19 protein-coding genes are annotated in these 21,460 nt (G+C 73.2%); 10 read left to right on the forward strand and 9 right to left on the reverse strand.

Annotated elements, in window-relative coordinates:
- Positions 1–186 precede the first annotated feature (186 nt).
- From ACH4UK_RS32425 to ACH4UK_RS32450, 6 genes are all read left to right on the forward strand, one after another.
- Positions 187–2,625 carry a nitrate- and nitrite sensing domain-containing protein gene (locus tag ACH4UK_RS32425; RefSeq protein ID WP_398362108.1) on the forward strand — a complete coding sequence of 813 codons (2,439 nt, stop codon included), beginning with the start codon at positions 187–189 and terminating at the stop codon, positions 2,623–2,625.
- Complete coding sequence (locus tag ACH4UK_RS32430; RefSeq protein WP_398362110.1) at positions 2,622–3,026, forward strand: roadblock/LC7 domain-containing protein; 405 nt, start codon at positions 2,622–2,624, stop codon at positions 3,024–3,026. The genes ACH4UK_RS32425 and ACH4UK_RS32430 overlap by 4 nt, the downstream gene beginning before the upstream one ends.
- Before the next feature lie 68 nt (positions 3,027–3,094).
- Positions 3,095–4,300 (forward strand): ABC transporter substrate-binding protein, encoded by a 1,206-nt coding sequence (locus ACH4UK_RS32435; RefSeq protein WP_398362313.1) that lies wholly within the window; start codon positions 3,095–3,097, stop codon positions 4,298–4,300.
- 1 nt (position 4,301) lies between these two features.
- Complete coding sequence (locus ACH4UK_RS32440) at positions 4,302–6,356, forward strand: branched-chain amino acid ABC transporter permease (RefSeq protein WP_398362112.1); 2,055 nt, start codon at positions 4,302–4,304, stop codon at positions 6,354–6,356.
- Positions 6,353–7,144, forward strand: a complete 792-nt coding sequence (locus ACH4UK_RS32445) for an ABC transporter ATP-binding protein (protein ID WP_398362114.1) — start codon at positions 6,353–6,355, stop codon at positions 7,142–7,144. Before ACH4UK_RS32440 ends, ACH4UK_RS32445 begins: the two co-directional genes overlap by 4 nt.
- 10 nt (positions 7,145–7,154) lie before the next feature.
- Complete coding sequence (locus ACH4UK_RS32450) at positions 7,155–7,883, forward strand: ABC transporter ATP-binding protein (protein ID WP_398362116.1); 729 nt, start codon at positions 7,155–7,157, stop codon at positions 7,881–7,883.
- A 51-nt stretch (positions 7,884–7,934) separates the two neighbouring features.
- On the opposite strand, the gene ACH4UK_RS32455 is transcribed toward ACH4UK_RS32450, so the two are convergent.
- The 6 genes from ACH4UK_RS32455 to ACH4UK_RS32480 form a co-directional block, all read right to left on the reverse strand.
- A complete protein-coding gene (locus ACH4UK_RS32455; RefSeq protein WP_398362118.1) occupies positions 7,935–9,152 on the reverse strand; it encodes an FAD-dependent monooxygenase in 1,218 nt (405 codons plus the stop codon).
- A 249-nt stretch (positions 9,153–9,401) separates the two neighbouring features.
- Complete coding sequence (locus tag ACH4UK_RS32460; protein WP_398362120.1) at positions 9,402–10,520, reverse strand: acyl-CoA dehydrogenase family protein; 1,119 nt, start codon at positions 10,518–10,520, stop codon at positions 9,402–9,404.
- A complete protein-coding gene (locus tag ACH4UK_RS32465) occupies positions 10,517–11,710 on the reverse strand; it encodes an acyl-CoA dehydrogenase family protein (RefSeq protein ID WP_398362122.1) in 1,194 nt (397 codons plus the stop codon). The genes ACH4UK_RS32460 and ACH4UK_RS32465 overlap by 4 nt, the downstream gene beginning before the upstream one ends.
- Complete coding sequence (locus ACH4UK_RS32470) at positions 11,707–12,672, reverse strand: NADPH:quinone oxidoreductase family protein (protein ID WP_398362124.1); 966 nt, start codon at positions 12,670–12,672, stop codon at positions 11,707–11,709. Before ACH4UK_RS32470 ends, ACH4UK_RS32465 begins: the two co-directional genes overlap by 4 nt.
- Positions 12,673–12,769: 97 nt before the next feature.
- Positions 12,770–13,396, reverse strand: coding sequence for a helix-turn-helix domain-containing protein (locus tag ACH4UK_RS32475; protein WP_398362126.1), 627 nt, complete (start codon positions 13,394–13,396; stop codon positions 12,770–12,772).
- 81 nt (positions 13,397–13,477) lie between these two features.
- Positions 13,478–14,212: a PIG-L deacetylase family protein gene (locus ACH4UK_RS32480; RefSeq protein WP_398362128.1), complete on the reverse strand. Its 735-nt coding sequence runs from the start codon at positions 14,210–14,212 to the stop codon at positions 13,478–13,480.
- 189 nt (positions 14,213–14,401) lie between these two features.
- Between ACH4UK_RS32480 and ACH4UK_RS32485 the strand changes: the two genes are divergently transcribed.
- The gene (locus ACH4UK_RS32485; protein ID WP_398362130.1) at positions 14,402–14,974 is read left to right on the forward strand and encodes a rhodanese-like domain-containing protein; all 573 of its coding nucleotides are present in this window, start codon (positions 14,402–14,404) and stop codon (positions 14,972–14,974) included.
- 55 nt (positions 14,975–15,029) lie between these two features.
- On the opposite strand, the gene ACH4UK_RS32490 is transcribed toward ACH4UK_RS32485, so the two are convergent.
- Positions 15,030–16,325, reverse strand: coding sequence for an alpha/beta fold hydrolase (locus tag ACH4UK_RS32490; RefSeq protein ID WP_398362132.1), 1,296 nt, complete (start codon positions 16,323–16,325; stop codon positions 15,030–15,032).
- A gap of 143 nt (positions 16,326–16,468) precedes the next feature.
- On the opposite strand from ACH4UK_RS32490, the gene ACH4UK_RS32495 reads away from it, so the two are divergent.
- The 3 genes from ACH4UK_RS32495 (at position 16,469) to ACH4UK_RS32505 (ending at position 19,828) form a co-directional block, all read left to right on the forward strand.
- Positions 16,469–17,632, forward strand: a complete 1,164-nt coding sequence (locus tag ACH4UK_RS32495) for an ABC transporter ATP-binding protein (protein WP_398362134.1) — start codon at positions 16,469–16,471, stop codon at positions 17,630–17,632.
- A 146-nt stretch (positions 17,633–17,778) separates the two neighbouring features.
- Positions 17,779–18,603: an aldo/keto reductase gene (locus tag ACH4UK_RS32500; protein WP_398362136.1), complete on the forward strand. Its 825-nt coding sequence runs from the start codon at positions 17,779–17,781 to the stop codon at positions 18,601–18,603.
- A 319-nt stretch (positions 18,604–18,922) separates the two neighbouring features.
- Positions 18,923–19,828: a nitroreductase/quinone reductase family protein gene (locus ACH4UK_RS32505; RefSeq protein WP_398362138.1), complete on the forward strand. Its 906-nt coding sequence runs from the start codon at positions 18,923–18,925 to the stop codon at positions 19,826–19,828.
- Positions 19,829–19,841: 13 nt separating this feature from the next.
- Here ACH4UK_RS32505 and ACH4UK_RS32510 read toward each other — a convergent pair whose 3' ends face one another.
- Both ACH4UK_RS32510 and ACH4UK_RS32515 read right to left on the reverse strand, forming a co-directional pair.
- Positions 19,842–20,792, reverse strand: coding sequence for an ABC transporter substrate-binding protein (locus tag ACH4UK_RS32510; RefSeq protein ID WP_398362140.1), 951 nt, complete (start codon positions 20,790–20,792; stop codon positions 19,842–19,844).
- Positions 20,789–21,460 (reverse strand): ABC transporter permease, encoded by a 672-nt coding sequence (locus ACH4UK_RS32515; protein ID WP_398362142.1) that lies wholly within the window; start codon positions 21,458–21,460, stop codon positions 20,789–20,791. Before ACH4UK_RS32515 ends, ACH4UK_RS32510 begins: the two co-directional genes overlap by 4 nt.

Genomic DNA, 21,460 nt, shown 5'->3' on the forward strand with positions numbered 1-21,460 from the left:
GACTCGCCCATCCGGAACCACGCACGACGACATAGGATCATGCCGCGCGCCACTGGGGCCCCTTCTGCCCCATCAGCACTGTTCACCTCATCAGCACGCCCTCCGGCGCCCCCACACCCCACAACCCGTTAACAGGTACCGCGTGTCACCGATACTCGAGCCCGGTTCCGGCGATGGAGCCGCGCAGTGAAAATCAATCGTCGCCTTGTACTTCTCGTCACCGCGCCGCTCACCGTGGCCGTCGCCTTCTCCGTCCTGGCCCTGGCGCCCGCGACCAACCAGGCGCTCCAGGCCAACCGGCTGACCGCGATGGTCGATGCAGCCGCCGGAGCAAGCGAGTTGGCCCACCAGCTCCAGCGAGAGCGGGCGGCGGCCACCGCCCTGATCTCCGAACAGGGGGACGCGGACACCTTCCGGTTACGCGCTGACGCGACCGACCGCAGCATCGCCGAGTTCCGCAGCCGGACCGAGGGCCTGACCTCGGTACCCGGCAGCGCACGGGGCGCGCTGGACCGCGTCGACCGCTTCGTCGAGGAGATGCCCGGACTCCGCACCCAGGTGCGCTCGGGCAGCAGCACCGTCTCCGCCCTCGCCTTCGGTTATCGGATCGTGATCGCCGACCTCATCAGCTACCGCGACGGCATCGCGCAGGCGGACGGCGTCGACGCCGACATCGCCGACCGGATCCGCGCCGCGGCCGCCCTGTCGGAGGCCGCCGAGCACACGGCCCAGCAACAGGTCACCGTGGCGCGGGCGCAGGCCGCGGGCGGCTTCACGACCGCCTCGCAGCGGACCTTCGACGCCGGCCGGATGGGCTACACCGAGTCGGTCGGCGTCATGTTCGACCTCGGCTCCGGCGAATGGCGGACCTGGCTGGAGCGCACCCTCTCCGGCACGAAGGCCCTGAAGGTCCGACGGCTCGAGGACGCGATCGGGCGGGCGGCCACCGGCAAGGACATCCCCGTCACCCCCAAGGAATGGCAGAAGGCCTCCAGCGACCGCCAGGAGCTGCTGCGTTCGGTGGAGAAGCGGATCGACCGAGCCGTCTTCGCCGAGGTCTCCGACGCGCGCACCACGCTCATGTGGACGGCCGGGGCGGAGGTCGCCCTGGTGGTGCTGACCCTGATCGGCGTCGTCGTGGTCGCGGTGCGCCTCGGGCGCGTCATGATCAGGCGGCTGCGCGATCTGCGCAACGCCGCGCACGAGGTCGCCCACGTGGGGCTCCCCGCCGTGATGAGCGAGCTGTCCCAGGCCGGCGCGCTGCGCGGCGCGACCCCCGAGGAAGTGGCCCGGCGGACCGGCGACCCGGTCAAGAACACGGGCGAGGACGAGATCGGCGAGGTCGGTGAGGCGTTCAACGCCGTCCACCACGAGGCCGTCCGCCTTGCCGCCCAACAGGCCTATGTGCACGAGCAGTTGGCCGAGACGCTGGTCGGCGTCGCCCGCAGGGGCGCCCGGTTGACCGCGGTCATGGTGTCCGAGCTGGACACGGTGCAGCGCGACGAGGCCGACCCCGTGCGGATGAAGACCCTGTTCGCTCTGGATCACCTCGCCGTCCGCATGGAGCGCAACACCAACAACCTGCTGGTGCTGGGTGGTTACGGAAACGCCCGGGTGCGCTCGGCCGACGTCGGCTGCTCCACCGTCATCGTGGCCGCCGCCCAGCAGATCGAGCGGTTCGACCGCGTCTCGCTCGGCACCATCGAGTCGGGCATCGCCATCACGGCCCGCGCGGTGCACGACGTGGCGCACATCCTGGCGGAGCTCCTCGACAACGCGACCCGCTACTCGCCCCCGGACAAGACGGTCGGGGTCGCCGTCTGGCGGCTGTGGGACCGGGCCGTCGTCCAGGTCGTCGACGAAGGTGTGGGCATGACGGCGGAGCGCCGCGCCGCTCACAACGCCGCGCTGCTCGAGCCGCAGGCGGGCATCGGCGACGTACGGTCCATGGGGCTGCACGTGGTGGCCCGGCTCGCCGCGCGCCACGGCATCGTTGTCGAGCTGCGCGACTCGTCCGGACCCGGCACCATCGCCGAGGTCACCCTGCCCGCGAAGGTCCTGGCCCTGGACCTGCCGGAAGCCCAGGATCCGCGGCCGGGCGCGCTCGGCGACGGCGTCGCATACGAGCAGCCCCCGTCGATCACGGCGCCGGGACCGGAAGGCCGCCGGCAGCCCGCCGGTGCGGACGGGTGGCCCGCCCGCACCGGAACCCCCGCGGCCGCGGTGCCCGCCGGAGCCGGCGCGTCCGACGACCGCCGGGCGACGCCGCCCGGCCACGACGGGTCCCGCGGCGGCGGGTCGGCCACCGAAACGCGCGAGCGGGGACACGGCGGCACGCCCGCGCCGCACCCCGTGCACGACGAGCCGGAGTCACGCATCGCCGGAGTCAGCTCCTCGGGGCTGCCCCTGCGGCAGCGCAAAGCGCCGCAGCAGTGGCCGGCCGCGGGCAAACGGGACGGCGCCGAACAGCGCCCCGGCGCCGGTGCTCCGCGGCCCTCGCCCCGCCGCCGGGACTCCCGGCAGGTCTCCGACGTACTGGCGGCCTACGCCCAAGGAATCAACCGGAGCACGAACCACCGGGGGCGTTCCGCCCCGGACGACACCACCGAACGGACCGAGAAATGACCACCTCCTCCGACCTGAGCTGGATCCTGAGCGATTTCGCCCGGCGCCTCCCGGAAGTCACCCAGGCCATAGCCGTGTCCGTGGACGGACTCGCGCTGGCTTACACCGGGGTGGAACGCGACGACGCCGACCGGCTGGCCGCCATCGCGTCCGGCGTCGTCAACCTGCTTTCCGCGGCAGCCCAGTTGACCAACACCGACCCCGTGGAGCACAGCCTCACCGCGATGGAGGGCGGCTACATGTTCTCGATGGCCGTCTCCAGCGGCGCATCCCTGCTGGTGACCACCACCAGGGATGCGGACATCGGCGAGGTCAGCTACATGATGTCCGAACTGATCAACCAGGTCGGCGACTCGCTGTCCCCCCAGATGCGCGATCCGAGCCTGCCGCACTCTCGTTGACCGCCGGTCCGGCCTCCGCGGCCACGACCGCCCGCCCGTTCTGACCGACACTCCTGATGAGAGCCCTTATGTTCCTGTTCGACATATCCACTCCCCGCCGCAGCAGATTCCGGTCGGCCGGCGCTGCCGCCCTCGCCCTCGGCCTGGCGGCCGTCACGGGGTGCAGCGGCGACAGCGGCTCCGATGCCGACACCGTGAAGGTCGGCCTGGTCGCGTCCCTGTCGGGGACGTACGAGCCGGTCGGCACGGAGCTGCGGGACGGCTTCAAGCTGTATCTGGACACCCACGGAAACAAGCTCGGCGGCCGCAAGGTCGAGCTCATCGTGGCGGACGAGGGCGACGGTCCGCCGACCGCCGTGCCCGCGGCCACCAAGCTGGTCAAGAAGGACAAGGTCGACGTGCTGACGGGCCTCGTCGGCGGTGGCTCGGTCAACGCGGTGCTGCCCCTGGTCCAGCAGGCCAAGATCCCCTTCCTGGGGTCGAACGCCCGGCCTCCGGTCAAGGACATCGAGTACGTGTGGACGACGAGCTTCCTCTCGGACGAGCCGGGCAGGGCCATCGCCCCGTACATCAAGGAGAAGGTCGACGGGCCGGTCTACGCGATCGGTCCCGACTACCAGGGCGGTTACGACGAACTGCGCGGCTTCACCGATGAGTTCAAGCGGGTGAAGGGGAAGCTCGCCAACCCCGACGGCAAGACCACCTGGACGCCGTTCCCCAAGACGACCAACTTCATGCCGTACTTCGCCGAGATCGCCAAGACCGACGCCAAGGCGGTGTACTGCTTCTACGCCGGGAAGGCCGCGATCGACTTCGCCAAGCAGTACGCCCAGTCGGACATCGCCGATCTGCCGCTGTACACGGCCTTCGTCACCGAGGGCAGCGTTCTCCAGGCCCAGGGCCCCGCGGCGAAGGGCATCTACTCCGTCCTGAACTACGCGGCCGACCTCGACAACGAGGCGAACCGCACGTTCGCCGCCGACTGGACCGCGGAGCACGACACGCAGCCCACCACCTACGCGATGGCGTCGTACGACGCGGCCGCCGTGCTGGACAAGGCCATCGCCGACGCGGCGAAGGACGGCGACGTGACGTCGCAGACCATCAACAAGGCCATCGCGGACCTGGGCCAGATCGACAGCCCGCGCGGCGCCTGGGAGTTCGGCGACAAGGCCCACTCGCCGGTGCAGACGTGGTACCTGCGCCAGGTGCGACCGGACGGCGCCCAGTTGGCCAATGTCATGGTCCAGGACCTGGCAACGCTCGGCAGCTGACATGAATGTCCTTGATGCCCACCTCATTCCGACGGTGGACGGAGTGGCCTTCGGGCTGCTGCTGTTCGTGGTCGCGGCCGGGCTGAGTCTCGCCTTCGGCACCGCGGGCGTGCTGAATCTGTCGCACGGCACGCTGTACGCGATCGGCGCCTACACGGGGGCCGAGCTGAGCGACGGGACCTGGGGCGGTCTCGCCCTCGGCCTGGCCGCCGGAACCGCCGCGGCCTGCGTCGCCGGGGCGGGGCTGTCCGCCGCCACGGCTCCGCTGGCCCGGCGTGGGCATCTCGCGCAGGCACTGCTGACGTTCGGGCTCGCCCTGATCGGCGGTGATCTGCTCATCCAGTTCTTCGGGGCGGACGAGCTTCCCGTACGCGTCCCCGAGGCGCTCGACTCCTCGGTGAACCTGCTGGGGCACCGCTACCCCGCCTACCGGCTCTGCTTCATCGTGATGGCCGTGCTGCTCGCCGCGTTCGGGACCTGGGTGCTGACCCGGACCCGCATGGGTGCGGCGGTACGGGCCGCCGCCGACGATCCGCAGATGCTCGCGGCCACCGGTCACAGCCCCCGGGCGGTGCACACCGGCGTCCTCGCGGCGGCCGGTGCGCTCGCCGGGGCGGCGGGTGTGCTCGGGGCGCCGATCATCGGCCCCGGGCCCGGTACGTCCGAGAACGTGCTGATGCTCTCCCTCGTGGTGGTCGTGCTCGGCGGACTGCGCTCGCTGTGGGCGACGCTCGCGGCGGCGATCGTCGTGGGCGAGGTGCAGACCCTGGGCGTCTCGGTCGCGCCCGAGCTGGCCCCGTATCTGCTCTTCGCCGCGATGGCGGCGGTGCTGGTGCTGCGCTCCCGCTTCGCGGAACCGGCGACGGCGCACGGTCCCGAAGCCCCGTCCCGGGACCCGGTCGCCCGGCTCCGCGCCCGGCTCGACGCCCGGCTGCGACAGCGCCCCGGCGGGGCGAAGGTGACGGACCGTGCCCTCGCGAGGACCGGCCGGTTCCCGGGCGGGACCGCGTGGCGGCAGGCCGCTCCGCTGCTCGTCCTGCTCCTCGTGCTGATCGCCCTGCCGGCCCTGCTCGACGCGTACAGCATCTCGCTGGCCGGCTCCGCGCTGGCCCTGGGGCTGCTCGCGGTCAGCGTCACCATCCTCACCGGCTACGCCGGACTGCCCACGCTCGGGCAGACCGCGCCGTTCGCCGTCGGCGCGTACGCCACCGCGAACCTCGCGGACGCCGGGTGGACCATGGGGCCCGTCCAGATCGTCCTCTCGGCGCTCGCGGCGGCGGTGTTCGCCGCGGTCGTGGGGCCCGCGGTGATCCGGGCCCGCGGCACCACCGTGCTGATGATCACGCTCGCCATCGGCGAGCTGACCGGCGCGGTCGTCAACCAGCTCAAGTCCGTCACCGGCGGCGCCGACGGTCTCGTCGGCTTCCCGGCCACGCAGGCGCTGTGGGGCGGGGAGGGGATGACGGAGGAGAGCGAGCTCTACACCTACGCGCTCGTCGTCGCCGTCGTCGCCGTCGCCCTGACCCTGCTGGTCCTGCGTTCCCCGGCGGGCAAGCTGCTCACCGGCACCCGGGGGGCGGAGGCCCGGATGCGCGCCTCCGGACACCCGGTGGGGCGCTATCTGATGGTGGCCCATATCTGCGCGGGCGCGCTGGCCGGCGTGGGCGGCTCGCTGATGGTCACCGTCCAGCAGTACCTCTCCCCCGCCGACGTCGGTTTCGAGATCGCCGCGTTCGCACTGCTGGCGGTGGTCATCGGCGGGACGACGTCGGTGATCGGAGCCCTGCTGGGCGCCGGGCTCATCATCGCGACCCGCGACTGGGTCGCCGGTTCCTGGCCCGGTCACGGGCCGCTGCTGCTCGGCGTGCTGTTCGTCGTGACCGTGTATCTGCTGCCCCGCGGCCTGGCAGGCCTGCGCGGCGGATCCAGCCGTGGCGGACCGGCTTCCGAGGACTCCCGGACGGACGGCCGGCCGCCGTCCGCGCCACCGCCCGAGCCTCTGCCGGCAGCTCCCTCCGCACCCGCCTCGGCCCCCGTCCGGAAGGCCTCCCCATGACCCCCGCACCCAATGCCGATCCGCCGCCGGTCCTGGACCTCACCCGCCTCACCCGCAGGTACGGCACGCTCACCGCCGTCGACGACGTCAGCCTGCGGCTTCCCCCCGGGGCCCGGCACGCCGTCATCGGCCCGAACGGCGCCGGCAAGACCACCCTGCTCAACCTCATCGCGGGCACCGACCGGCCCGACCACGGCACGATCGTTCTCAACGGCGCCGACATCACCCGTAAGGCCACGGCCGGGCGGAGCCGTCTCGGCATCGCCCGCAGCTTCCAACAGCCTTCGGTGATCGCGGAGTTGTCGGTCCTGGACAATGTCGTCCTGGCCGGCTGGCCGCACCACCCGAAGCGCCGCGGGGCATGGCGCAGCCCGTCCCGCTACCGGCTGCACACGGAGTCGGCGGGCCACCATCTGGAGACCGTCGGCCTGGCGGACCTCGCCCACCGGCCCGCCGCCGCGCTCTCGCACGGGCAGCGCCGCATGCTCGACCTCGCCGCCGCTCTGGCGGGCGATCCCCGGCTGCTCCTCCTGGACGAGCCGGCGGCCGGGCTGACCGACGGCGGCATCGGCCGGCTGCTCGGCATCCTCGGCGGCCTGCCGCCGAGCGTCGCGATCATCCTGGTCGAGCACCATGTCGAGGTGGTCGCGCAACTCGCGTCGAGCGTCACGGTGTTGACCGACGGGAAGGTGCTCGTCACCGGACCGACCCAGGAGGTGCTGGCGCATCCCGAGGTCCGCGACGCCTACCACAGCCCCGCCCCGTCCGCCGCACGAGCGAGAGGATGACCGACGCCCGATGCTCGAACTCACCGGTCTGACCGCGGGCTACCACGGCGGCACCGCACTCCACACCCTCGACCTGTCGGTGCCCCCCGGCACGGTCCACGCCGTCGTCGGGCACAACGGCGCCGGCAAGACCACGCTCGTCAACACCGTCGCCGGGCTGATGCGCCCGAGCGCCGGGACCGTACGCCTCGACGGCCGCGAGGTCACGGGGTGGCCCGCCCACCGGGTCGCCCGTGCCGGGATCGGTCTCGTACCGCAGGGCCGCCGGGTGTTCGCGGGGCTCACCGTCGACGAGCACCTGCGGCTGTCGCACCGTCCCCCGCGCCGCGGCGACACCGCCCGCCCCAGTGTGTGGACCCCGGCGCGCGTCCTGGAGCTGCTGCCCCGGCTGGGCGAGCGCCGGGGGAACCGGGGCGCGGATCTGTCCGGCGGCGAACAGCAGATGCTGGCGCTGGCCCGCGCCCTGCTCGGCTCGCCGCGGGTGCTGCTGCTCGACGAGCCGACCGAGGGCCTCGCGCCCGTGCTCGTCCGCCAGGTCCACACGCTGGTCACCACGCTGGCGGCCGAGGGCATCGCCGTGCTCCTGGTGTCCCCCAGCCCGGCCCACGCCGTCGAGTGCGCCCGCACCATCACGGTCCTGACCTCGGGACGGATGACCCTGCGGATGGCGGGCGAGGACGCCCGCGCGGACGGCACCGCGCTGCACGCGGCGCTCGAGCTCGCGCCGACGAAGGTCTGAGACGGGGGCGGTGGCGGCCCCGTCCGGGGGCCGCCACCGTCCCCTCCGCGGCTACCTCGCCTTCATGCTGTGGCCGCCGAAGCCGCTGCGCCGGTCGGAGCCCTGGTTCTGCTCCTGCCACCACGCGTCGAACCCGGTCCCGTCCATGGCGGACCAGTCGGGCGTGTTCTCGACCTGCGCGGCGCCCATGCGGCGGGCGAGCGCGACCATGGCGGCCCCGACGGGCCCGCGCTTCGCGTCGTAGCCCTCCAGGATCTCCTTCCAGCTGTCCCCGGCCGTCCAGGCGGCCTCCAGAGCCGTGGCGTCCTGGAGCGCCTTCACGCTGCCGCCGCCGATGTGCGGCCGGGCGACGCTGGCGGCGTCGCCGACGAGGATCATCCGCCCCGAGGTGTAGTGCGGCACCTCCAGGTCGTAGATGGGCTGGATGAACGTGGTCTCGGCGGGGGTACGGAGCACCCTGGCCGCCCAGTACGGCGGGAAGTTGTCGGCGACCAGGGCGCGCAGCCGCGCGGTCAGCTCGGAGTTCAGCCGGCCCGGCGGCAGCGAGGTGGGGACCCGCAGGTCGGGGTGGAGGCCGTCGGCCTGCGGGGGCGCGGTGTAGAGCACCCAGTTGAGCCGGTGTCCGCCGGTGCCGTCCGGGATGCGGTAGATCATGCAGTGACCGCCGGGGAAGACGATGTTGTGCGCGTCATGGCCGTCCGATGGGAGGTCCGCGACGTCCGACGACGTCCCGCGCCAGCCGATGTATCCGGCGTAGGTCGCGTCCGTGCCGGGGAACATGGCCTCGCGGACGACGGAGCGGTACCCGTCCGCCCCGATCACGGCGTCGAAGCGCTCCTGGCTGCCGTCCGCGAGCCGCAGCGTCACGCCGTCGTCGTCCGGCTGCACGTCGGTGACGACCACGCCGGAACGGTAGGAGACGTCCTCCGGCACCCGACGGCGCAGTTCGCTCCACAGCGAGCCCCAGCTGTAGGCGCGGAAGGGGAACGGCTGCTCGCCGACGACCCGGCCGTGGTCGGCCTCGCCGTCGCGCGCGCTCCACACCCGCCGGGTCAGGGGCGCCCAGGGCATCTCCGGGGTGACGTACCCGGCGTCCCTCAACTCGTCGTACCGGTCGCTGTGGAGGGCGATGCCCACCCCTCTGTCCCGGAGTTGCGCGTCGGCGCGCTCCAGGACGGTGACCTGCCCGGCTCCCCCGCGCGACGCGGCCAGAGCCGCGGCACACCCCGCTATGCTGCCGCCGACCACGGCAACGCTGCCTCCACGCATGACTGGCACTCCACTCACTCGGTGTTCCGGTCGCCGTCACGGACGGCTGTCCCACGACAGCGCGACCGATGGCACGACCGGGAGAAATCGCCCTGTATCAGGCCCTGTTGACTCTCGGTCCCTGATCAGGACCCGGGCATGATCCTATCGAGGAGAGGAGCGGCTCCCCAGACACGGACAGACCCCGGTCCGCCCGCCTCGACGGACGAGGCGGGCGGACCGGGGTCGTTGGCGGGAGACTGCGCGACGCTAGGGAGCCGGCAGCTCCGCCAGTTCCGCGACGGCCCGGCGGTGGCCGCCCGCGGTCCCGTACGCGATCGAGTCCGCCTTGGCCCGCTTGAGGTACAGGTGCGCAGGGTGTTCCCAGGTCATGCCGATCCCGCCGTGCAGTTGTACGCACTCCTCGGCGGCGTGCACCGCGACGCCGGAGCAGTACGCCTGGGCCACGGCGACGGCGAGCGGGGCGTCGGGGCTGCCGGTGGCGAGGGCGTCGGCGGCGTTGCGCGCGGCGGCGCGGGCCGAGACGACCTCCAGCCAGAGCTGCGCCATCCGGTGCTTCAGCGACTGGAACGAGCCCACTGGCCGGTTGAACTGGTGGCGTTCGCGGGTGTACCGGACGGTCTCGGCCAGGCACCACTCAGCGAGGCCGAGCTGTTCGGAGGCGAGCAATCCGGCTCCGGCGAGGAGTCCGCGCCGTACGGCGGCGGCGCTCGCGTCCGGATCGGCCAGCAGGGTTCCGCTCGTGCCCGACGTGGTGACGGCGGCGAGCGGGCGGGTCAGGTCGAGCGGGACGAGCGGCCGCACGGTGACTCCGGGGTCCGAGGCCTCGACCGCGTACAGGCCTTCGGCGGTGGGCACCAGCAGCACGTCGGCGACGGCCGCGTCGGCGACGCCGCGTACCGTCCCCGCCGGCGGGGCGAGTGCCGCGGCCGCCCCGTCGGGCGGGGTCGCGAAGGGCACGGCGAGCACGGCCGTACGCGCGCCGGAGGCCAGCTCGCCCAGGAGCGCGGCGGCAGGACCGTCCGCGCCGCCCAGTGCGAGCAGCGTCTCGGTGGCCACGACGGAGCTGGTGAGGTACGGAGCCGGGGCCACGCTGCGGCCCAGCTCCTCCAGGATCACGGCGGCCTCGCGGTGGGAGGCTCCCTGGCCGCCGAGCTTCTCCGGTACGAGGAGTCCGGCCGCGCCGATTCCGGTGGCGAGCGCGGACCACAACCGCGGGTCGTACGGCGTGTCGGACTCGGTCGCCGCGATCACCGTCGGCGCGTCGGCCCGGTCGGCGAGGAGGGCGCGCACGGCGGAGCGCAGGTCCTCCTCGTCCTGCGAGTAAAGCAGGTCGGGGGTGGCGGTGGGCTGGGCGGGCGCGGTCATCGGCTCAGGTCCTTCCAGGCGACGTCCTTGTCGTTGCGGGGTTCGGCGGGCAGGCCGAGGACGCGCTCGGCCACGATGTTCAGCAGGACCTCGCTGGTGCCGCCCTCGATGGAGTTGCCCTTGGAGCGCAGATAGCGGTAGCCGGCGTCCCGTCCGGTGAAGTCGACCAGCTCCGGGCGGCTCATGGTCCAGTCGCCGTACAACAGGCCGTCGTCGGCGAGAAGTTCGACTTCCAGGCCGCTGATCTCCTGGTTGAGCCGGGCGAAGGCGAGCTTCATGCCCGAGCCCTCGGGTCCCGGCTGTCCGGCGACGAGCTGCTGGCGCAGCCGCTCGCCGGTGAGCCGGGCGACCTCGGCCTCCACCCAGAGCGTCAGCAGGCGCTGGTGGGTGTCGGGGGTGCGCAGGTCGGGGCGTTCGCGCCAGGTCTTCGCGACCGGGCCGATCATGCCGCCCTCGCGGGGGATCCGGGAGCCGCCGATGGAGACGCGCTCGTTCATCAGGGTGGTCTGGGCGACCTTCCAGCCTTCGCCGACCGGGCCGAGGCGGTGGGCGTCGGGGATGCGTACGCCGGTGAGGAAGACCTCGTTGAACTCGGCCTCGCCGGTGATCTGGCGCAGCGGCCGGACCTCGACGCCGGGGTCGGTCATGTCGCAGATGAAGTAGCTGATGCCCCGGTGCTTGGGCAGGTCCGGGTCGGTGCGGGCGATGAGGATCGCCCAGCGGGCCAGGTGGGCGCTGGACGTCCAGACCTTCTGTCCGTCGACGATCCAGTCGCCGCTGTCGTCCTGGACGGCCCGGGTGGCCAGCGCCGCGAGGTCGGATCCGGCGCCGGGTTCGCTGAACAGCTGGCACCAGACCTCCTCGCCGACCCACAGCGGGCGCAGGAAGCGCCGCTTCTGTTCGTCGGTGCCGAAGCCGAGGACGGTGGGGGCCGCCATGCCCAGGCCGATGCCGATGCGGCGGGGGTCGTTGTCGGGCGCGTCGGCGGCGGCGAGTTCGGCGTCGGCGACCTGCTGGAGGGAGCGGGGCGCGTCGAGTCCGCCGAGGCCCACCGGGTAGTGGACCCAGGCGAGGCCGGCGTCGAAGCGGGCCCTCAGGAAGTCGGTGCGGTCGGTGGTGGCGGGCGGGTGCGCGGCGAGCAGGTCGCGGGTGCGGCGGCGGACCTCGGCGGCGTCGACTGCGGGGCTCATCGGGCGCCTCCGGGCAGGACGACGATGCGGCCGGTGCTGGTGCCGTCGGCGACGCGCTGGACGGCGTCGGCCGCGCCGGCCATCGCGACACGCTCGCTGACCAGGGGTTTGACGATGCCCTGTTCGGCCAGCTTCGTCAGCTCGTCGTGGCAGGCGCGGACGGCGGCCGGGTCCTTGGTGTTGTAGAGGCCCCAGTGGAGTCCGACCACGGAGTAGTTCTTCACCAGGGCGTGGTTGAGGCCCGGGGTGGGGATGACGCCGCTGGCGAAGCCGACGACGAGGATGCGGCCCTCGAAGGCGACGCACTTGACGGACTTGGCGTACGCGTCGCCGCCGACCGGGTCGTAGACGACGTCCGCGCCGTGGCCGCCGGTGGCTTCCTTCACGGCGGCGACGATGTCCTCGGTGCGGCGGTCGACGACCACGTCGCAGCCGAGGTCGCGGGCGACGGCCGCCTTCTCCGGGCCGCCGACCACGCCGATGACCTGCGCGCCGGCGGCCTTGCCGAGCTGGACGGCCGCGCTGCCGACGCCGCCGGCCGCGGCGTGGACGAGGAGGGTCTCGCCGGGCTGGAGGCGGGCGCGGCGGTGCAGGCCGAACCAGCCGGTCTGGTAGCCGATGTGCAGGGCGGCGGCCTCGGCGTCGTCCAGCGCGTCGGGGGCGGGCAGCAGGGCCGCCTCGTCCGCGACGACGTAGTCGGCGAAGCCACCGTGGGGCAGGGCGGGGGTGGCGAGGACCCGCCGCCCGTCCTCGGTCGTGCCGCACACCTCGACGCCCGGGGTGAAGGGCAGCGGCGGTCGCACCTGGTACTGGCCCCGGCAGAGCAGGGCGTCGGGGAAGTTGATGTTCGCCGCGCGGACCTCGACGAGCACCTGCCCGTCGCCGGGTGTGGGCCGGTCCGTCTCCTCCAGCCGCATCACCTCGCCCGGCTCACCGTTCCGGTGCACTCGCCATGCCTGCATGAGGGGCCTCCACAACACTGTCGGCAATACCGCTGCTGCGCCGCATACTAAGCGGTCGCTTGCCGATCTGGGAACACCTCGGGCCCGGCCCCGGACCTCAGCCCGCCGCGGCTTCGGCCCCGCTTCGGCCCCGCTTCGGCTTGGCCCGCACGTGCATCCGCTCGCCCTGCGGGCCGAACAGGCTGAGGAACTCCACCCTCTCGTCCCCGGCCGGGCCGAACCAGTGCGGCAACCGGGTGTCGAACTCGGCGGCCTCCCCCGGCTCCAGCACCAGATCGTGTTCGGCCAGCAGCAGCCGCAGCTTCCCGGAGAGCACGAACAGCCACTCGTACCCCTCGTGGGTGCGCTGTTCCGGCGGGTCTCCGCTGCCGGGCTCCTGCACCAGCTTGTACGCCTGGAGACCGCCCGGCCGGGCGGTCAGCGGGAGCATGGTCCGGCCGTGCTGCACGATCGGCTTGGCCCGCACCCGGGGGTCACCGACCGGCGCGGCGCCGACGAGATCGTCGAGCGGCACCTCGTGGGCGCGGGCGATCGGCAGCATCAGTTCGAGGCTGGGGCGGCGGCCGCCGGACTCCAGCCGGGAGAGCGTGGAGACGGATATGCCGGTGGCGGCCGAGAGCCCGGAGAGAGTGACCCCCCGGTCCTTCCGCAGCCGGCGCAGGCGGGGGCCGACACCGGAGAGGACGGTCTCCAGCTCCGGGTCGTCCCGGTCGTGTTCCTTCATGGGGCCATTGCAGAATCAGCAAGCCGGTTTGTCAATACAGCCCCGGGATCGGCAGGCGGGACCCGGGGCGGACGGCGGCGCTCAGTGGGCGAAGACCTCGAAGGCGACCGCGGGCCGGCCGCCGAACCGCTCGGCGGCGGCCTCCACCATGCCCGTCAGGAAGGTCCGGCAGTAGCGCTCCGGGTCCTCCTGGGTCAGCACCTCGATGTACGTGCGGTGCTCCAGCAACGACCGGACCGAGCGTTCGAGACCGGCTGTCGCGTCGACCGCGTGGGTGGGCCGGTCGCTGCCCGCCACGGCGGTCCAGCGCACTCCGCCCCAGGGCTGGAGTCCCTGCTCGCCGAGGTCCGGGAAGATCCAGCGGTTGCCCGCGTCGGCCACCGCGTCCAGCGTGGCGCGCCCGACCGCGCGGTGGTCGGGGGTGTTCCAGGCGACCCCGCCCCAGGTGTCCCGGTGGTTGAGGGTGACGACCAGCTCGGGGCGGTGGCGGCGGATGGCCGCGGCGATGTCGCGGCGCAGCCCGGTGCCGTACTCGATCACCCCGTCGCGGTGGTCCAGGAACTCCACGGTCCGCACCCCGACGACGGCGGCGCTCGCCCGCTGCTCCCGCTCGCGCACCGGGGCGCACTCCTCGGGCGGGAGGGTGTCGATGCCCGCCTCGCCACGGCTGGCGAGGAGGTAGACGACCTCGCGTCCGCCGTCGGTCCACTCGGCCACGGCGGCGGCCGCCCCGTACTCCAGGTCGTCGGGGTGGGCCACCACCGCCAGGGCGCGCTGCCAGTCGACGGGCATGGGTTCGAGCTGCTGCGGCGTCATACCGGCAGGCTACCCACGTACCGTCGTACCGGCAGGCCGCGCACGTGCGGTCGGCCGGGCCCATCCGCGGCCCCCGGCGTGCGACGCTGGAGTCCGGTGACGGTCACCGCGAACGCGGCCGGCCTGTCCGGGTCGGGCGGGAAGGCCTTCCGCTCACCCGCCGCCCCGGCGAACGAAAGGAACCCCCTCGTGCCCAGCCCCGCCTTCCTCTCCCCCGCTCAGGCCGCAGCCCGTCTGGAGGAGTTCACCGTCATCGACGTGCGGGCTCCGGGCGAGTACGCCGCCGGGCACGTCCCCGGCGCCCTGAACATCCCGCTGGACAAGCTGCCGGACGCGCTGCCCGCGCTCAAGTCCGCCTCGGCGCGCGGTTCGCTGCTGGTGGTGTGCGCCTCCGGGGTCCGGTCCACGCGGGCCTGCGAGATCCTCGCGGGCGCGGACATCGAGGCCGTGACGCTGACCGGCGGCACGTCGGCCTGGGAGGGCGACGGCCGCGGCCTGGACCGTCCCGAGGGCGCGCGCACCACCTGGCCCATGGAGCGTCAGGTGCGGCTCGCGGCGGGCTCGCTGGTGGTGGCGGGGCTGGTGGCGGGCATCCGTTTCCCGGCGGCGCGCTGGCTGGCCGCGGGCGTCGGCACGGGCCTGGTGTACTCCGCGGTCAGCAACACCTGCGGGATGGCCGCGGTCCTCTCGAAGCTGCCGTACAACCGGGCCCCGCGTGCCGCCGGCGACCTGGACGCCACCCTGGAGGAGCTCCAGCGCTGATCCGGCGGGGCCGGGGCCGGCCTGCGACCGCCGGCCCCGGGCGGGACCGGGCCGGTCAGGCCTCGTCGCGCACCAGAGCCAGCAGCCGGTCCAGGACCCGGGGGCCGCCCGCGCGCACGCCGTCGTGCTCGTACTCGTTCGTCACCCAGGTCCGCAGCCCCCGGATCGCCGCCGCCGTGCGCAGTGAATCCTCGGTGTCGACGTACATGTCGTCGTGGTAGACGGCCGCCGCGACCGGGACCTCGTTGACGGCGAGCCGCTCGGGGTCGTAGAGCACGGGCCAGTCGGTGCGCTGTGCGAGCAGTTCGGCGGTCTCGCGCAGCGGGCGCAGCGCCGGGTCGACGTCGAAGTGCCAGGGGTGGATGGACTCGCCGGTGAAGAGGACCGGGCCGTCGCCCGCCGTCGCCGTCGCCGCGTCGAACTGCGGGAACTCCGCCCGTACCCGTTCGGCGGCCCAGGCCGTGGCGCGCTCGCCCTGTCCGTAGATGGCCTCGTGCAGCAGGGCGTACAGCGGGTGCCCGGCGAAGGAGACGGCGGTGCGCAGGGCCTCCTGGAAGGTGTCGGAGAGTTCGGTGGCGCCCGGGGTGCGGACGAAGGCGTTCTCCAGCAGGTAGTGGAGCTGGTGGCTGCCGCTGCCGCCACCGAGCATGATGCCGAGCGACTGGAAGCCCTCGGGCGTCAGCCGGTGTCCGGCGCTCTCGGGCCGGTGCTCGGCGAGGTACGCGGCGATCGCGCGGGCGCGCTCGACGTCCTGCGGGTAGCGGGCGTAGTGGGCGGCGACCTTCCGCTCGACGCGCGGGTACGCGGCCCGGTAGACGTCGTCCGCGTGCGCGTCCAGCGAGGGCAGGCCGCCGGTGATCAGGACCTCCTTCAGCCCTTGCGGGGCCGCGCAGAGATAGCGGACGGCGCAGAAGCCGCCGAAGGACTGGCCCAGGACCGTCCAGGGTGCTCCGCCGGTGAGCTGCGGCCGGATCAGCTCGCAGTCGCGGACGATGGCGTCGGAGCGGAAGTGGGCGAGGTAGTCGGCCTGTTCGCGCGGTCCGCCGCGGAGCGGGAGGGTCTGCCGGTTGGCCGGGGTGGAGAGGCCGGTGCCGCGCTGGTCCAGGAGGAGCACCCGGAACTCGCGCAGGGCGCGGCCGAGCCAGGCCTCGGCGCCCACGAACCGGCGTGCGCCGAAGCCGGGTCCGCCCTCCAGATAGACCAGCCAGGGCAGTTCCTCACCGGCGCGGGAGGCGGCGACCGCTTCCCGGCCGTAGACCTCGATCTGTTCGCCGCCGGGGTCGCTGTGGTCCAGGGGCACGGTGAAGCGCCGGTCGGTGAGGACGACGCCGGGCTGCCGGTAACTGCTCACGGGAACTCCTGAATCCGGGGTGCGGGCTGATCCGGGCGAAAGGGCCAGTCCAGCACATGAGGGCACCGGTCCGGCGCAGGGGGCGCGCCCCGGACGGTCCCTGCCCGTGTGCGGTGCGGCGGGGGCGCTTCTACCGTGCAGACATGATCCGGTTCGAGCAGGTCGGCAAGGTCTATCCGGACGGGACGACGGCGGTCGACGGGCTGTCCTTCGAGGTGGCGGAGGGCGAGCTGGTGACCCTGGTGGGTCCTTCCGGCTGCGGCAAGACGACCACGATGATGATGGTGAACCGGCTGATCGAGCCGACCTCGGGCCGGATCCTGGTGGACGGGGAGGACATCGCCGGGATCGATCCGGTGAAGCTGCGCCGCCGGATCGGCTATGTGATCCAGCAGGTGGGCCTCTTCCCGCACCGAACCGTCCTGGACAACACCGCGACGGTCCCGGCGCTGGTCGGCTGGAAGCGCGCACGGGCCCGGGAGCGGGCGGCGGAGCTGCTGGACCTGGTGGGCCTGGACCCGAAGACGTACGGCTCGCGCTATCCGGCGCAGCTCTCCGGCGGCCAGCGCCAGCGGGTGGGCGTGGCGCGGGCGCTCGCGGCGGATCCTCCGGTCCTGCTGATGGACGAGCCGTTCGGCGCGGTGGACCCGGTGGTACGGGAGCGGTTGCAGAACGAGTTCCTGGGACTCCAGCAGCGGGTGCGCAAGACGGTGCTCCTGGTGACGCACGACATCGAGGAAGCGGTGCGGATGGGCGACCGGATCGCGGTGTACGGGGAGGGGCGCATCGAGCAGTTCGACACCCCGGCCGCCGTGCTCGGCACCCCGGCGACCCCGTATGTGGCCCGGTTCGTGGGCTCGGACCGGGGGCTGAAGCGGCTGTCGGTCACCGCGATCGAGCCAGAGGACCTGGAGGAGCCGCCGGTGGCCCGGCTGGAGGAGCACGCCGGGGAGGCGGCGGCCCGGCTGGCGACGGCGGGAGCCCGGTGGGCGGTCGTCCTGAACGGCGCGGGCGAGCTGCACGGCTGGGTGTCGTCGGAGGCGCTGCGGTCGGCCGGGGAGGGCGCGACGGTGGGCACGCTCGCCCGCCGGATGGACGCGTGGGTGCCGGTGGGCGCCCCTTTGAAGCAGGCGTTCAGCGAGATGCTCCAGCACGACGCGGGGTGGGTGGCGGTGCTGGAGGGGGCCCGGTTCCTCGGGGTGCTGACCCCGGCCAAGCTGCACGAGGCGCTGCGCCGTTCGGTGGACGCCGACGCGCAGGGCGTGGGGCGCGAGGAGGTGGAGTTCGACTCGGTCGCGGACGCCTGACCGGGACGGCCTTCACCATCCCCTCTTGCCCGCGTTTGCAGATTACCCGCGTATGCAACTATTGTAGACGCCAGTAACCGTCGTACGCCATGAAGGCCGGGCGTGCGATACGCACCCTGCTCACCGCGCTACCGGAAGGTCCCCCCATGCCCACCGTCCCCACCGTCACGCTGAACAACGGCGTGGCCATCCCCCAGCTCGGCTTCGGCGTCTTCCAGGTGCCCGACGACGAGACCACCGCCGCCGTCTCCGCCGCGCTGGAGGCCGGCTACCGGTCCATCGACACCGCGGCGATCTACGGCAACGAGGTCGGCGTGGGCCGTGCGCTGGCCGCCTCCGGGGTCCCCCGCGAGGAGCTGTTCATCACCACGAAGCTGTGGAACGCCGACCAGGGCTACGACGCGACGCTCGCCGCCTTCGACGCGAGCCTGGCCAAGCTCGGCCTCGACCACGTCGACCTCTACCTGATCCACTGGCCGACGCCCGCACACGACCTGTACCCGGAGAGCTGGCGTGCCCTGGAGAAGCTGGCCGCCGACGGCCGGATCCGCGCGGCCGGGGTCTCCAACTTCCAGCCCGCCCACCTGAGCCGCCTGCTGGAGACGGGCACACTCGTCCCCGCCGTCAACCAGATCGAGCTGCACCCGGGCCTCCAGCAGGCCGAGCTGCGCGCCTTCCACGCCGAGCACGGCATCGCCACCGAGGCGTGGAGCCCGCTGGCCCAGGGCGCCCTGCTCAAGGAGGAGGCGCTGGTCTCCCTCGCCGAGCGGCACGGCAAGTCCCCGGCCCAGGTGGTGCTGCGCTGGCACCTCCAGCTCGGCAACGTGGTGATTCCCAAGTCGGTCACGCCGGAGCGGATCCGGCAGAACATCGACGTCTTCGACTTCGAGCTGTCGGCCGCGGACATGGACGCCGTCGCCGCCCTGGACCGCGGTCTGCGCACCGGCCCCGACCCCGACACCCTCAACTGACCCGGTTCACCGGTCAGCGGGCATCGCCGGAAGCCTCACAGCCGTCCGGAGGACGGGCAACGCCTCTGCGGCGTTGACCGTCCTCGCGTTGACAGACCCGCACCCACCGGGTTCTGATGTGCACGTGCAGCGTGACGTCGGCCAAAGAGATCTGGGCCGGCCGACGCTCAAGCCAGCACCTTCTTGCCAGGGATGACGCCGTGAGTCCACTCATCGCCCCCTGCCTCTGAGCACCTCAGCCTCCGAACGCTTCGCCGCGGGCACTCCGCGACGCCGGGCCTTCGCTGCCCGCTTTCCTTCCGGGAGACCCAGAACCTCCATGCCCCCTGCCTTCCAGCAGTCCGTCATCACCGAGTTCCGCGCCAACGCGGGGAAGGTCGGCGGCCCCTTCGAGGGCGCCGACCTCCTCCTGCTCACCACCACCCGAGCCCGCTCCGGGAAGCCGCACACCACACCGCTGGGATACGTACGCGACGGACGCCGGCTGATCGTCGTCGGCTCCAACCTCGGCGCACCGCTCCATCCCGACTGGTACCGCAACCTCCTCGCCCACCCCACCGTGCGGGTGGAGCTGGGGGACGAGGAGTTCGACGCCCTCGCCGTACCGGCCGAAGGGGCGCGGCGCGACGAGCTCTTCGCCCGGGTCGTCGCCGAGGCGCCCGGGTACGCGGCGTACCAGGACACGACGGACCGGGTGCTGCCGGTCGTGGTCCTGGAGCTGCCCGACCCCGACGCGACGGCCCCCGCGATCACCTCGCTCGCCGACAAGCTGGTGGAGGTGCATACCTGGCTGCGCGGCGAACTGCGCCACGTACACGACGAGACGGAGGCGCACTTCGCCGCGCGGGCCTCCCACCGGGGTGCGGGCGAGGCGCCCGCGCCCGGCCTCGGACTGCAGATCCGGCAGCGCTGTCTGGCGTTCTGCCAGGCCCTGGAGTTCCACCACACGGCCGAGGACGGCCACATCTTCCCGACGATGGAGGGCTACCACCCCCAGCTGGGGCACGTCTTCGACCGGCTGCGTGAGGAGCACCGGAGCATCGGGGCCCTCCAGTCGGCGCTCGCGGCCCTGCTGGCCGATGTGGCCCTCGCGGAGCCGGACCGCTTCCGCGCCGAACTGGCCCGGATGACCGAGGAGCTGACCGCCCACCTCGACTACGAGGAGGAGCACATCCTGCCCCTGCTGGCCGGTGTGCCCTGGCCCCCGGCGCCGCCCGCCTCCTGAGCTCTCGGGCGGCTCAGTCCTCCGGGAGGAGCTTCTTCGACTCCAGGTAGGTGCGCGCGACGTCCTCGGGCAGCCTGCGCCAGCTGTCGACCTGTTCGTTCATCGACGCCAGGTCGGCGGTGGTCAGCACGGTGTTGAGCCGGTCGAGGGCGTCGCGCACCCCGGTGCTCCCGGCGCGGGCGCGGTTGACGACGGGGACCACGTAGTCCGCGTTCTGGAGGTTCTTGTCGTCCTCCAGCAGGACCAGTCCGAACTGGTCGAGTGTGGCGTCGGTGGTGGTGGTCAGGACCATCTGGTCCTGACCGCTCTGCACCGCCTGCTTGGCCTGGGTGGTGCCGACGCCCTTCGGGTCGACGGCGACGACGTCGATGCCGTACGTCTCGCGCAGGCCCGGTGCGCAGTAGGGCCGCTGTACGCATTCGTCGCCCGCCGCAAGTCGTACGGGCAGCTTCGCGGCGCCCACGTCGCTCAGCGTCTTCAGTCCGTGCTCCTTCGCGTAGGCGGCGGTGACCGCGAAGGCGTTCTGGTCGACGGCCCGGCCGGGATCGAGCACGGTCAGCCCGCGCGGGGCGGCGAGCGCGCGCAGCGCCTTCATCGTGGCGGCGAGGGCAGGCGATCCGACCGGGGGCGCGTCGGCGCCGTTGGCCTTGGCGTTCAGCCAGTCCGCGAAGGTCGCCGCGTACTCCGGCACGACGTCGATCTGGCCGTTCTCCAGGGCCGGTTCGTAGATCTCCCGGTTGGTGACCGAGATGATGTCGGCGGAGTAGCCGGCGTGCTCCAGGAGGAGCGCGTACATCTGGGCCAGCAGGTCGCTCTCGGTGAATCCGGCGGATCCGACGGTGAGTTCCCTGCTGTCGCCGGGCGGGGCGGTGACCTCACCCTGGTTCTCCAGTGCCGGGCCGGCGGTGCAGGCGGTGGCGGCGAGGAGCGTTAGCGCGGCCAGGGCCCGGCGGGCGCGGCTCATGCGGTCTCCCGTCCACGCCGGGGGGCGAGCCGCTGCCCCGCCTCGAAGAGGCTCTCGACGAGGAGGGCGAACACCGCCACCAGGATCGCCCCGGCCACCACCTGCGGGGTGGAGGCGAGGTTGAAGCCCGCGGTGATGATCCGGCCCAGCCCCCCGCCGCCGGCCAGCGCGGCGAGGGTGGCGGTGGCCACCAGCTGGACGGCGGCGATCCGCACCCCGGTGAGGATCAGCGGGAGGGCGAGCGGCAGCTCGACGCCCAGCAGCATCTGGCGGCCGGTCATGCCCATCCCCCGGGCGGCCCGGACGACGTCCCGGTCGACCTCGCGCATCCCGACGTAGGCGTTGGTGAGGAGCGGCGGCACGGCGAACAGCACGAGCGCGATGATCGTCGACCACTGGCCGTACGTGCCGACCGGCGTGAGCAGCAGGAGGACCAGCACGGCGAAGGTGGGCACGGCCCGGCCGATGTTGGAGAGGTTGACGGCGAGCGCGCCGCCCTTGCCGAGGTGGCCCAGGACGAGGGCGACGGGGAGGGCGATCAGACAGCTGATGAGCAGGCAGACGACCGTGAGGTAGAGGTGTTCGCCGAGCCGGTGCCAGACGCCGTCGGGGCCGGACCAGTGGACGGCGGTGGTGAGCCAGGACCAGGTGTCCGAGAGCGTGTTCAC

It is taken from the genome of Streptomyces sp. NPDC020884 (assembly GCF_044333935.1).
In the GTDB taxonomy this organism is placed as follows: Bacteria; Actinomycetota; Actinomycetes; order Streptomycetales; family Streptomycetaceae; genus Streptomyces.